Here is an 11,441-nt window from a genome sequence, read left to right as displayed (position 1 = left end):
GCGCTTATGCAAAGCGATACCTGGTCAGCAGTCGCTGACACAATCAAACAGGCATCTGAGGGCAATCAGGCGGCACTGGAAGCCACGGGCGGTATGCTGGCCGGGATTATATTACCGGGCAAGAAAGTACCTGGTGCCCTGAAGGCAGTTGACCCGACGATTAAGATAGCCACAGGGCAAGCAGTCGGAGCCTTTGAAAAAAGCCTGGCTAACCTTCCTCCCGGAGAGCGTGTAGCCATCGTAAAACAGGCCGCTCCGCAGGTGGCAGCAGAGAATGGCATGGTTAAAGATAATCTGCTGACTAAAAAGAATGGTGGCCGTGATGTGTACCGTGGGCAGGATGGCAATTTATATGCCCTTGATACTCAACATGGGCGATTTGAAGTTGTCAGCCCGAAAGGTAAGCATCTTGGTGAAGTCGATTTCTCTATGCAAAAAATTCCTAACAGTATAGATAAGTCAGGTGGTCACGATTTGAAGGTAAAATGATGAAACTTATTGATTATAAAAATAAATCTATTAAACGAGGAGCAATTTTTAGATTGCCTGCTGTTTGGCCGTATGAAGAATGGGTTGATTTTATGGTCATAGATTTATTTGAAACGCATGGTTTAGTAGTATCTTCTGGGCATAAAGCTGGTCTGATTTTAATATCTTTACCAATTGAAAGTGCTTCAACCGAAGGTAGGGCACTAAGCACTGAATGGGTTATTACTAATTGGGCCAAATGGATTTATCCGGAATGTAATGTTGAAGATGTTCATATCCTAGATGAATATGTAGCAACACCCATTGCATAAACAGCGATCCCGGCCATACAGCGCCGGGATCTTTTTACCTGCCGATCACTCCTCAGCCAGCCGGATGATCAGTTCACCTCGTTCACACAGCACCTCAACGTTCTTCCCGGTCTCAAACCCCAAATCCCCCATCCAGTGGCCCCGCAGCGTGATCGACGGTGACGGCTGATGCTCAATATTCCGGATATCACCCAGGGTATAACGCCGGGCTTTGGTTAAACCTGTTTTGACTCATGATAGTGCGCAGCCATAATTAACTGCCTCCGGCAGCCAGGCCAAATTTTCACCGCCAGTATCGTCCAGGTATCATCAGCTGACCTCAGGCGAAGCGCGGTCGGGTATCCGTGGCGTGCAGAACGTCAGCGACAGCACGGTGACCCACAGTGCCAGCCAGATTGCCGCAGGTAAAAACCTGGTGGTCAGTGCCGGTCACGATCTCAGCGTCACCGCCACCGCCCTCAATGTGGGCGGGAATGCGGCGCTGGCGGTGAGCAACCACACGCAGCTGATAGGTGAGGTTGGGGGCACAGGTAGGGGATATTGCGCGGACGCAGGGCGATATTGACGGGTTTGAGAAGGCCAGGGCTGATAACAAAAATATTAAAGTCCCGGACGCGAACGCATCAGAAAAGGAGCGTGAAGCCTATCTGGCTGAGCTGCGCGCCCTCCCGACATACAAAAATGAAATGCTGAGCTGGGGAACCGGCAGCGCCGTTCAGCAGGGTATCCAGGCGGCGGTGACGGCGGTACAGGGACTGGCGGGCGGAAATCTGGCGGGCGCCATCGCGGGCGGGTCAGCGCCGTATCTGGCGGAATTGATCCACAGGCAGACGACGAATGCTGATGGCACGATGAACACGAAAGCGAACCTGATGGCGCATGCGGTGCTGGGCGCGGTGGTAGCGCAGGCGCAGGGTAACAGTGCGCTGTCGGGAGCCACCGGCGCGGCGCAATCTGCTGCGGCATACGATGGCAACGCAGATGCTGGAGTAGGGCGCGGAGCTGCGCCGGAGACAGGTCATGCGGACATCAGCACCGCACAGATATAAACGCGGATGAGTATCCGTGCGCTGTGGGAGATACACAAAGCGACGCATCCGGCAGAGTGTGAGGCTGACAGTGGTCACAAAGATGAGCATGATTAAATCCTACTTGTCGGAAGGAATGGAGTTACCAATGAGAACAACACAGCAGATGAGTATCACGCTGCCGAATGAAATGGCGGCACTGGTGAAGGCACGTGTTGCCAGTGGCGAATATGCATCGGAAAGTGAAGTTATCCGTGAAGGACTGCGGGCGCTGATGGCGCGTGATAATGCAGTGGAACAATGGCTGCGTGAGAAGGTGGTTCCTGCCTGGGAAGCACTGCAAAGCGGAGAAACAGAAAGCCTCAGCGCTAACGATGTCAGGAACAGACTGAAAGCCGAACACAGGAAGGCTACCGGTGAAGAATAATGGGTTACAAGGTGGTGTTCGCACCAGAAGCGGAAGAACAACTGGCAGGGCTGTACCGTTATATTGCGCAATCAGCGACACCATATACGGCTCTGAATTACACGGAAAACGTTATCGGCTACTGTGAATCCCTGTTGCAGTTCCCACACAAAGGGAAACGCCGTGATGATATTCTGCCGGGGCTGAGAGTAACGAACTACCGAAGCGGATGGTTATCGCCTTCATGCTGCATGAGGAAACAGTGACCGTTGTTGGCATATGGCACGGTGGACAGGACTATGAAAGCGATCTGTCCACAGATGATGAAACAGACTGAAGCGTCAAACCAACCAGGTTCGCGAGCTCCTTGTCAGTTGGGTTGTTCCGTGCAAGGGTGAGCACGGCGTCCCTCCGCGATCTGCCTTCATCACGTTCGGTGCAGCGTGGGCTTAATGGCAGCACACGGTGGAGGGTGTTGTGCTCTCTGGCCGTTCAGCGTCGCCGCGCCGCCGCCATCAAATATAATGTGCGGGTATTATGTGAAGCGCGCCGCCCGCCTGCACAGCTCTCCTTCGCCGTGTCCTGCGGCTTGTATCGCATAAAATACGCATTATGTTCTTGCGCCCCCGCGTTTAGCGCCTGGAGTGGCCGCCATCCCTGCGGCAACCTGTCGATCAGCGCCAGCAAGCAGCTACAGGTGAGCGCAGCCGACCTGGTGGCGGGGGCTGACAAGAATAAACCCGACAAAAAGTTTTCTGATAATGCACCGGTCCTCAAGGTGAACTAGACTGACGTATTCAGTCTGTGAATTTCTGGATGCAGTGATAACTGATAGTGTGATTATCCTGCATGCTCTGTTAACTCAGACATCCGGTCATTAAGTGACGGGTATATCAGTCCCGAATCTTTGCTCTGTCCGGTGTCAAAAGAGTTAACCTGAACTTTGCAGCAATGACGTCGATTCGTTCGACGAAATCCATCACCGGTATCATGTCACGGCCTTGTGAGGCCTGAACAAAGAGAGGGTTTATCTATGGATACACAGCAGATAACGGCACTGTCATCAGCGATGAGTCAGTGGCAGGTACGTAATGAGGTTAACAATACTATGTTGCGTAAGACGCTTGATCAGCAGGCTGACAATGTCAGCTCACTGATGCAATCAGTCTCTGCCACATCGCTGCCAGCTAATCCGGCAATTGGTCGTAATATTAATACCACTGCGTAACAGTCAGGGTGGTATCCGGGCAGTATGCAAATGCTGCCCGTCTTTTCCCCTCCCAGGTCGATATTCCTGAAATCACAAAATAAAAGATAAGCCTTCTGAAGCGTCTTTCGACTTGACGACCATTTTACTCTGGTGACGATTATCTGTAGCTGATTGATTGTGCAAAGATTCTGAGCACCCATGCGAACGCATGACCTGAAATTCATCCCTGATAATGGTTTTTTAATGCTTATTTGGTTAAAGTGTGAACATCACCGTTATCACCAATATCACCAGGTCTGGAGGGGCTGTGTCAAAAGATAAAACCACTGACTTACTCGCGAAAAAAAAGCCTCAGCCACGAGCAAGGCGGCAACTCGCTGCTGCGGCCTCCACGCGGGGAGAGCGAACAGCAGCCAAAGAACCGGTGAGAGAATTTCAGTCGGTTAATCACATTCTTGCAAGGCGAGGCGGCCAGAATGGGCTACGCTGGCAGACATTACCTGCTCTCAACAGAGGAAAGCATTATCTTACGATTGAAGTTGAAGAGGAATTCAGTGAGCAGGATCTGTTATTAGCCGTTGAAACCGCGCTTAATACTTTGTCTGCGAGACGTGGTGGCAGCGATATTGACGCAGCAGGGGAAAAATCTGTTATCCCACGTAATCGCAGTCGGGAAGCAAGCAACCAACAGATTAAATCCTCAGTACTGGAAAACAGTCACTGGTTGAAGTCCGAACAATTGGCCGACATTGTGGGATCAACGGCGAAAAACCGGAATGCGCTACCTAACCGCTGGAAAAAAGCCGGTAAAATCTTTGCGGTGAGTCACGAGGGCCATGATCTCTATCCTGAATATGCTGTCGATCATACAGGGACCTTACTGCCGGTGATCCAGCAGGTTCTGGACATTTTTGGTAGCAAAAAAACCGCCTGGGCAACAGCGGTATGGTTTGATGAGCGTAACAGCTGGCTGGATAATCATGCTCCACGAGAACTGGTAGCCACTAAACCTGAAAATATCATTCTGGCGGCAAGGAAGGAGTCGGAAGGAGCGACACATGGCTGACCGGGAAGGGAATCCCTTTTTTAACAATCCTGATAATGAGCCGTTGAAGTTCAGTGACGCTTCTGTCAGAACATGGCCGAGGGGGAAGGCTGTCTACCGTGTTCATCAGCGCAGGTTTGGTTCTAATCAGTTCAATCCACTGGGAGGCGATTCCCGTTTCAGTCCCTGCCATGATAAAAATGGTGATGTCGTGCCTGCATTGTATGGCGCAATTAATATTGCTGTAGCGATGATGGAAACTATTTTTCATGATATTGCCAGCCCATCAAAAGGTATCCGTTTTGACCTGAGTAAAATTGATACGCAGGTGCACAGTATTCTCAACCCAGCTCGCGATCTGAAATTACTGTTTCTTTCTGAACCGATGCTTAAAGCAAAAGGAATTAAACGTGAAGATCTGCTGTTATGCACAGCGGCGCATTATTGTTTTACTCAGCAACTTTCTGGCTGGTTTTATCAGGATAACCCGAATATTGATGGACTGATGTGGTCTTCAAAACAGCACTCGGAGCAGGCCATAATGCTTTTTGGCACCAGAGTTTCAGAGGCTGATATTCCTTCTGTGCATGCCACGCAATCATTACTCGCTACGGACAGCCTTTTCAGACAGGTGGAAAACCTTGCCGATGAAATGGGGCTGAGGTTGTTTGATGGACGGAATTTATAATCGTCTGCCATTAAAGAGCTGACAGGCTTATCATTATTGAAAAAAGTGCAATGGATGAATAATTAATTAAGATAAGTAAGTGATGTATGTGCTCTTATTGTGGATATGCAGAGCTGATATTTAAGCCGATGTGCAATTTTAATGAATGTCGATTGCAGTAAAACTCTATTTTAAAATCAGAGATAATAAAAAACCCACGCAATTGCGTAGGTTTTTGCGGGTTGCTCTGGTTTATTTAAGAGAGCAAAGTTATCAGACGTTAAAAAGAAAATTCATCACATCGCCATCTTTCACGACATAATCTTTCCCTTCAGAACGCATCTTACCGGCTTCTTTTGCCCCCTGTTCACCTTTGAAGGTGATGTAATCCTCATAACCGATGGTCTGGGCGCGAATGAAGCCTTTTTCAAAATCAGTATGAATCTTACCGGCAGCCTGAGGTGCGGTTGCCCCTACCGGAATCGTCCAGGCGCGGACTTCTTTCACCCCGGCGGTAAAATAGGTTTGCAGATTCAGCAGGGCATAACCTGCACGGATAACCCGGTTCAGGCCCGGCTCTTCCAGACCCAGTTCAGCCATAAATTCTTCGCGATCTTCATCTTCCAGCTCGGCAATGTCAGATTCTACCGCAGCACAGACCGGCACGACCACTGAGCCTTCTTTCTCGGCAATCGCGCGTACCTGATCAAGATAAGGGTTATTTTCAAAACCGTCTTCATTGACGTTGGCGATATACATGGTGGGTTTTAAGGTCAGAAAGCTCAGATAGCGAATCGCGGCTTTGTCTTCATCGCTTAAATTCAGTGAACGCAACATGCCGGCATTTTCCAGATGCGGCAGGCATTTTTCCAGCGCAGCCTGTTCAGCCTTTGCATCTTTATCCCCGCCCTTGGCACGCTTTTGTACACGTTGCAACGCACGTTCACAGGTCTCCAGATCCGCCAGTGCCAGCTCGGTGTTTATCACCTCAATGTCGTCAGCCGGGTCCACTTTATTGTTAACGTGGATAATATTGTCATTTTCAAAACAGCGAACTACATGGCCGATAGCGTCGGTTTCCCGGATGTTGGTCAGAAACTGATTGCCCAGACCTTCGCCTTTCGACGCGCCTTTTACCAGGCCCGCAATATCAACGAACTCCATTGTGGTAGGCAGAATACGCTGTGGCTTGACGATTTCCGCCAGCTTATCCAGACGAGGATCAGGCATGGGAACCACGCCGGTATTCGGCTCAATGGTGCAGAACGGGAAGTTAGCTGCTTCAATGCCTGCTTTGGTCAACGCATTGAACAGGGTTGATTTACCCACGTTAGGCAGGCCCACAATACCGCATTTAAATCCCATGTTTGAATCACCTTAATCGCTTGATAATCAGCCTGATACTTAGTGTGGCTGATATGATCTGAATGTTATCACTGCAAGTTTTCGGCGCATTATACACGTTATTGCTTTCTGTATGGCGCGGAATTCTGTTCGGCTCGCCGGATTGAGGTTGAGATCTGGCTCACATTCCCGGATACTGTTACTCCCTGACAACTGACGGAGTTCCCGCAGATGCATCGCCTGTTGCTTACGCCACCCTGAGTTTTTCCTCTCTGCTTATCCTGTCTTTCTGTCCGGTCTGACTACGCCCATTTACTGGCGCAGCAGAAGCCCTCTGTATAATGATAAATATTGGAATTAAGTATGTTCAATCTGAGCAACCTCAGTGCTGCCCGCGTCAAAAATGACGTGCTGGCCGGCGCGGTCGTCTCCGTGGCGCTGATCCCTGAAGCCACCGCCTTTTCTTTGCTGGCCGGTCTGTCACCGACCATTGGCCTGCACACCGCCTTTATTCTGGGTGTGGTGACGGCACTGTTTGGCGGCAAGCCGGGCATGATTTCCGGTGCGGCCGGTTCCATTGTGGTGGTGTTGGTCAGCCTGATTCAGACCCACGGTTATCAGTATGTGCTGCTGGCGACTATCTTTGCCGGATTGATCCAGCTGGCAATTGGCCTGTTTCGATTGGGTAAGTTTATTCGTCTGGTGCCTCAACCAGCCATTTATGGTTTTGTTAACGGGCTGGCTATCGTCATTGCGCTGGCACAGATCCCGATGATTAAGCATCAGGGACCGGTGATGTATGCCCTGGTCGCGCTGGCGATGTTGATTGTCTGGCTGTTTCCAAAATTTACCAAAGTGATTCCCGGCTCGCTCGCCGCTCTGATAGCCATCAGCGCCATCGCCATTGGCTTTGGCCTGGATACCAAACGGGTAGGGGATCTTGCCGATATCTCTGGCTCGCTTCCCGTTTTTCACCTGCCGGATGCGCCACTAAGCTGGCAGACGCTGAAAATCGTACTGCCGTATTCACTGATTATCGCACTGGTGGGATTAATCGAGTCTTTGCTGACGCTGGCGGTGCTGGATGAAATGGGCAGCGCGAAAGGCAATGGTAATAAAGAGTGTGTGGCGCAGGGGATCGGCAATACGCTGTGCGGTTTTTTTGGCAGCTTTGCCGGCTGCGCGATGATTGGTCAGTCGATTATCAATTTTACGTCGGGCGGACGGGGGCGTGTATCCAACCTGGTGGGCGCGATTTTGCTGATCCTTTTTATGGTCAGCCTGTCAAAATATATTGCCCTGCTACCGGTCGCGGCGCTGGCCGGGATCATGTTTGTGGTCTGTATTAACACCTTCGAATGGAGCTCTCTGCGCCGTCTGAAGCGCATGCCAAAACCCGATGCCGTGATCATGATTGCCGTCACTGTGGTGACCATCTACACCGATCTGGCCATGGCGGTGATTTTCGGGGTGATTATCTCGGCGCTGGTCTTCGCCTGGCAACATGCGCGTATCACCATTATTGCTGAAGAAGAGAGCGCAGGGGAGAAGACGTGTCGACTCGAAGGACCGCTTTTTTTTGGTTCCGTTGCCAGTTTTCATGAGCTGTTTCATCCGGAAAATGATCCGCAAAACATGGTGATTGATTTTGCCCGTACCCGAGTCATGGACTCCAGCGGCGTGGAAGCGATTGATAAACTGACTGCACGCTATGTGGCGGCCGGAAAAAACGTACGTTTGCGCCATCTCAGCCGGGACTGCGTCAGCCTTTTAAAACAGGCGGGGCCGTTCTGTAGCTTTGACCTGGACGATCCCGATTATAAAGTTGCCGCTGATAAGGGTTAATGCTTAAAGCCGTGCACTGCTCTGCCGATATATAAAATAAAAAATCGTCGTACTGATGGGTATGTTACAGAATGAACGGCTGAAGTTTATCTGTACGACGATTTTTAACACTGGCAGGAAGCTATGAACACTGGCTCTGTAGCATGATGAAAAATACGATTTGCGTACCAATCCATAACCTGACGGGCGAGTTGATTGCTCTCGATTTTAGTCAGATGATTTTTCCTCCCGGGCAAAGCCTGTCGGGGAGCAGGCAGATTGCCGAAAGCCAGCTACTGCATCAGTTGCTGACCATTGAGCACTATGCGGATATTTCCGGCTGCATAATCTGTTGTGCTGTGTGACGATTAATTTTCAGCTGGCGAAGGCAGTGATTGAGTCGGTTTTCATTCAGCGGATTCTTCGCCATCTGCCGTTTGTACGACTCAAATTGTCAGAGGATTCTCCCAATCTGCACGACGGGCCCAAAAACCCCATCCTGCGTACGCTGGTGGAGCAGTTAAATATTCTGTGGCTGGACGATCTTGGGGCCGGTGCGGCGAATCTGAATGCGCTTCAGTCAAACATGTTTGAAGCCGTGAAGCTGGACCGGCAGTTTTACCTGAACAACGTTGGAAAGCCTTTTTTTAATGTGCTGATTGCCCATATTCGTCAGTATACCAACCGGGTGATTGTCGAAGGGGTTGATAACCCCCCGGTGCTGAATAAGCTGGCTGACAGCAAAATCTGGGGCGTTCAGGGCTATTATTTGCCGGTGATGCCGCTTTCCGATTTGCATAATAACCCGCGATAACCCCTGTCGGCAGGCTGACACTGACGGAGACTTTCCTTCGGGGTCAGCCTGTGAGAGGGCATAACCGCCCGCTACGCCTTAAAACTGTGCAGGCGGTTCATTGCCTTGAGACGGTCTTCCTTCAGCCACAGCTCTGTGCAGCGCACGGCTTCGTCGATGGCTTCATCAATCAGCTTTTGTTCGCTGGCCGGAGGTTTTCCCAGCACAAAGCCGACCACTTTGTTTCTGTCGCCGGGATGGCCGATACCGATGCGCATACGGTGAAAGTTCTGGTTATTGCCCAACTTGCTGATGATGTCCTTCAGGCCGTTGTGGCCCCCGTGGCCGCCGCCCTGTTTGAGTTTCGCCACCCCCGGTGGCAAATCCAGTTCATCGTGGGCCACCAGTATCTCTTCCGGTGTTATGCGATAGAAGGTAGCCATTGCTGCCACCGCTTTGCCACTCAGATTCATAAAGGTGGTGGGCACCAGCAGCCGGACATCTTCACCGCTGATATTCAGCCGGGCAGTGTAGCCATAAAATTTGCTTTCTTCTTTCAAGGACTGATTGTGACGTTCAGCCAGTAAATCAACGTACCAGGCACCCGCATTGTGACGGGTGGCTGCATATTCGGCGCTAGGATTGGCAAGGCCGACAATCAGTTTGATGCTGCTCACTTATCTCTGTTCCTGAGGAGTGCGGAAATGGTCGAACAGTTTACTAAGAGTAAGGCGAGAACTCAAAACTGCGCGTCAGCAGGCAATAGTTAACTCCAGTGATAATGCAGTTTCTATAAATAAACCTGTGCAGTTTATGTAAATTTTTGTCAAATTTAACGCAGTAAATGTGATCTGTCGCGCAACGAATTTGCTAACTATTGCATACACTTATTTCCAGTAAGCCGTTTTTACACGCAGTATGGAGGTAAGCGATGAAACGTAAACATATCTGTTTAACCGGTAACTCTCTGATGGTACTGGGACTGGCGGTGATGGTGGTTGGCGTGGGATATGCGGTACTGAATCAGTTGCCGCAGTTACAGTTACCCGAATTTATGGTTCACGGCGCAATATTCAGCATTTTTGTTGGCGCGCTGATGTGGTTGGTTGGGGCGCGTATCAGCGGGCGGGAAAAAATTACCGATCGCTATTACTGGGTACGCCATTACGGCGATAAACGCTGCCGCAGAACGCCACACCATTAGCAACCCGTGAGATAACAGACCGGGTTGCCGGGACAAAAAAATGAATGCAATAAAAAAGGGACGGTCTAAACCGTCCCTTTCTCATTCAATCCGGCAACGTCACTGATTAATGCTCGAACATCGCCGAAATGGACTCTTCGTTGCTGATACGGCGGATGGCTTCAGCCAGCATCCCGGAAAGCGTTAACGTACGGACGTTGGGCAGGGCTTTAATCTCTTCCGGCAGTGGGATAGTGTCACAAACCACCACTTCATCAATCACCGAATGACGCAGGTTTTCAACGGCGTTGCCAGAGAAAATCGGGTGTGTGGCGTAGGCAAATACCCGCTTAGCACCGCGCTCTTTCAATGCTTCTGCTGCTTTGCACAGCGTACCGCCAGTATCGATCATGTCATCAACCAGCACACAGTCACGACCGGCAACATCACCAATAATGTGCATCACCTGTGAAACGTTGGCACGGGGACGACGCTTGTCGATAATCGCCATATCGGTATCATTCAGCAGCTTGGCGATGGCTCTGGCGCGAACCACACCACCAATGTCCGGGGACACCACGATTGGGTTTTCCAGACCGATTTGCAACATATCTTCCAGCAGGATAGGACTGCCGAAAACGTTATCAACCGGGACGTCGAAGAACCCCTGAATCTGCTCAGCATGCAGGTCAACGGTCAGGACACGGTCAACGCCGACGCTGGAGAGGAAATCTGCAACCACTTTAGCGGTAATCGGAACGCGGGCAGAACGCACACGACGGTCCTGACGGGCGTAACCAAAGTAAGGAATAACCGCAGTGATACGGCCTGCCGAGGCGCGGCGCAAGGCATCCACCATGACCACCAGTTCCATCAGGTTGTCATTGGTCGGCGCACAGGTTGACTGGATGATGAAAATATCACCACCACGAACATTTTCGTTGATTTGTACGCTTACTTCACCATCGCTGAAACGGCCAACGGCGGCATCGCCCAGGCTGGTATAGAGGCGGTTGGCAATACGTTGTGCTAGTTCCGGGGTGGCGTTACCAGCAAAAAGCTTCATATCAGGCACGAGAAGAACCTCAGGCTTTGCGTCCAGAGAATGAACATCATGGTCAGCAGCACTGGGCGGTATACC

The 11,441-nt window shown here is 50.8% G+C and carries 17 protein-coding genes and 1 pseudogene; 14 read left to right on the top strand and 4 right to left on the bottom strand.

The features are described 5' to 3' along the window. Positions 1-6 precede the first annotated feature (6 nt). Both AC3RPL_RS11055 and imm45 read left to right on the top strand, forming a co-directional pair. Positions 7-489 (top strand): colicin E3/pyocin S6 family cytotoxin, encoded by a 483-nt coding sequence (locus tag AC3RPL_RS11055; RefSeq protein WP_490740055.1) that lies wholly within the window; start codon positions 7-9, stop codon positions 487-489. Beyond that, complete coding sequence (gene imm45, locus AC3RPL_RS11050) at positions 489-800, top strand: Imm45 family immunity protein (RefSeq protein WP_490740054.1); 312 nt, start codon at positions 489-491, stop codon at positions 798-800. The genes AC3RPL_RS11055 and imm45 overlap by 1 nt, the downstream gene beginning before the upstream one ends. Positions 801-845: 45 nt before the next feature. Here the strand turns inward: imm45 and AC3RPL_RS11045 are convergent, their stop codons facing one another. Further along, positions 846-947, bottom strand: coding sequence for a SymE family type I addiction module toxin (locus AC3RPL_RS11045; protein ID WP_490740676.1), 102 nt, complete (start codon positions 945-947; stop codon positions 846-848). Positions 948-1,149: 202 nt separating this feature from the next. On the opposite strand from AC3RPL_RS11045, the gene AC3RPL_RS11040 reads away from it, so the two are divergent. The 8 genes and pseudogenes from AC3RPL_RS11040 to AC3RPL_RS11005 all read left to right on the top strand — a co-directional run bounded on the left by AC3RPL_RS11040 (position 1,150) and on the right by AC3RPL_RS11005 (position 5,177). Beyond that, complete coding sequence (locus AC3RPL_RS11040; protein WP_490740053.1) at positions 1,150-1,365, top strand: hypothetical protein; 216 nt, start codon at positions 1,150-1,152, stop codon at positions 1,363-1,365. Continuing rightward, on the top strand, positions 1,313-1,849 hold the full coding sequence (locus tag AC3RPL_RS11035; RefSeq protein ID WP_490740052.1) for a hypothetical protein: 537 nt from the start codon (positions 1,313-1,315) through the stop codon (positions 1,847-1,849). Before AC3RPL_RS11040 ends, AC3RPL_RS11035 begins: the two co-directional genes overlap by 53 nt. 127 nt (positions 1,850-1,976) lie before the next feature. Beyond that, a complete protein-coding gene (locus AC3RPL_RS11030; RefSeq protein WP_490740051.1) occupies positions 1,977-2,255 on the top strand; it encodes a type II toxin-antitoxin system ParD family antitoxin in 279 nt (92 codons plus the stop codon). Next, a pseudogene (locus tag AC3RPL_RS11025) lies at positions 2,255-2,571 on the top strand (type II toxin-antitoxin system RelE/ParE family toxin). Before AC3RPL_RS11030 ends, AC3RPL_RS11025 begins: the two are co-directional and overlap by 1 nt. Positions 2,572-2,601: 30 nt before the next feature. After that, positions 2,602-3,021, top strand: coding sequence for a hypothetical protein (locus AC3RPL_RS11020; protein ID WP_490740050.1), 420 nt, complete (start codon positions 2,602-2,604; stop codon positions 3,019-3,021). Positions 3,022-3,267: 246 nt separating this feature from the next. After that, entirely contained in the window at positions 3,268-3,462 is a 195-nt protein-coding gene (locus AC3RPL_RS11015; protein ID WP_034940379.1) for a YjfB family protein, read from the top strand. 289 nt (positions 3,463-3,751) lie between these two features. Continuing rightward, positions 3,752-4,510: a hypothetical protein gene (locus AC3RPL_RS11010; RefSeq protein ID WP_490740049.1), complete on the top strand. Its 759-nt coding sequence runs from the start codon at positions 3,752-3,754 to the stop codon at positions 4,508-4,510. Next, a complete protein-coding gene (locus AC3RPL_RS11005; RefSeq protein WP_490740048.1) occupies positions 4,503-5,177 on the top strand; it encodes an RES family NAD+ phosphorylase in 675 nt (224 codons plus the stop codon). Before AC3RPL_RS11010 ends, AC3RPL_RS11005 begins: the two co-directional genes overlap by 8 nt. Before the next feature lie 252 nt (positions 5,178-5,429). On the opposite strand, the gene ychF is transcribed toward AC3RPL_RS11005, so the two are convergent. Next, positions 5,430-6,521, bottom strand: coding sequence for a redox-regulated ATPase YchF (ychF, locus tag AC3RPL_RS11000; RefSeq protein WP_034940385.1), 1,092 nt, complete (start codon positions 6,519-6,521; stop codon positions 5,430-5,432). Between the two features lie 342 nt (positions 6,522-6,863). Between ychF and AC3RPL_RS10995 the strand changes: the two genes are divergently transcribed. The 3 genes from AC3RPL_RS10995 (at position 6,864) to AC3RPL_RS10985 (ending at position 9,138) form a co-directional block, all read left to right on the top strand. Next, positions 6,864-8,345, top strand: a complete 1,482-nt coding sequence (locus AC3RPL_RS10995; protein ID WP_490740047.1) for a SulP family inorganic anion transporter — start codon at positions 6,864-6,866, stop codon at positions 8,343-8,345. 143 nt (positions 8,346-8,488) lie between these two features. After that, positions 8,489-8,689 carry a hypothetical protein gene (locus AC3RPL_RS10990; protein WP_490740046.1) on the top strand — a complete coding sequence of 67 codons (201 nt, stop codon included), beginning with the start codon at positions 8,489-8,491 and terminating at the stop codon, positions 8,687-8,689. After that, positions 8,686-9,138, top strand: coding sequence for an EAL domain-containing protein (locus tag AC3RPL_RS10985; RefSeq protein ID WP_490740045.1), 453 nt, complete (start codon positions 8,686-8,688; stop codon positions 9,136-9,138). Before AC3RPL_RS10990 ends, AC3RPL_RS10985 begins: the two co-directional genes overlap by 4 nt. A gap of 71 nt (positions 9,139-9,209) precedes the next feature. Here AC3RPL_RS10985 and pth read toward each other — a convergent pair whose 3' ends face one another. Then, positions 9,210-9,794, bottom strand: coding sequence for an aminoacyl-tRNA hydrolase (gene pth, locus AC3RPL_RS10980; RefSeq protein WP_490740044.1), 585 nt, complete (start codon positions 9,792-9,794; stop codon positions 9,210-9,212). Positions 9,795-10,048: 254 nt separating this feature from the next. Between pth and ychH the strand changes: the two genes are divergently transcribed. Next, positions 10,049-10,321: a stress-induced protein YchH gene (gene ychH / locus AC3RPL_RS10975; RefSeq protein WP_034940393.1), complete on the top strand. Its 273-nt coding sequence runs from the start codon at positions 10,049-10,051 to the stop codon at positions 10,319-10,321. A gap of 106 nt (positions 10,322-10,427) precedes the next feature. Here ychH and prs read toward each other — a convergent pair whose 3' ends face one another. Beyond that, on the bottom strand, positions 10,428-11,375 hold the full coding sequence (prs, locus tag AC3RPL_RS10970) for a ribose-phosphate diphosphokinase (RefSeq protein ID WP_124232585.1): 948 nt from the start codon (positions 11,373-11,375) through the stop codon (positions 10,428-10,430). Positions 11,376-11,441: the final 66 nt, after the last annotated feature.

The organism is Erwinia papayae, assembly GCF_058241465.1.
Note: the sequence above shows the minus strand (reverse complement) of the source record. Positions and strands in the feature narration are given on the sequence as shown.

Coding starts and splice junctions, on each gene's coding strand:
- AC3RPL_RS11055 (WP_490740055.1), top strand. CDS start 7: ATGCAAAGCGATACCTGGTCAGCAGTCGCTGACACAATCAAACAGGCA.
- ychH (WP_034940393.1), top strand. CDS start 10,049: ATGAAACGTAAACATATCTGTTTAACCGGTAACTCTCTGATGGTACTG.
- imm45 (WP_490740054.1), top strand. CDS start 489: ATGAAACTTATTGATTATAAAAATAAATCTATTAAACGAGGAGCAATT.
- AC3RPL_RS10990 (WP_490740046.1), top strand. CDS start 8,489: ATGATGAAAAATACGATTTGCGTACCAATCCATAACCTGACGGGCGAG.
- AC3RPL_RS11015 (WP_034940379.1), top strand. CDS start 3,268: ATGGATACACAGCAGATAACGGCACTGTCATCAGCGATGAGTCAGTGG.
- ychF (WP_034940385.1), bottom strand. CDS start 6,521: ATGGGATTTAAATGCGGTATTGTGGGCCTGCCTAACGTGGGTAAATCA.
- AC3RPL_RS11030 (WP_490740051.1), top strand. CDS start 1,977: ATGAGAACAACACAGCAGATGAGTATCACGCTGCCGAATGAAATGGCG.
- AC3RPL_RS11005 (WP_490740048.1), top strand. CDS start 4,503: ATGGCTGACCGGGAAGGGAATCCCTTTTTTAACAATCCTGATAATGAG.
- AC3RPL_RS10995 (WP_490740047.1), top strand. CDS start 6,864: ATGTTCAATCTGAGCAACCTCAGTGCTGCCCGCGTCAAAAATGACGTG.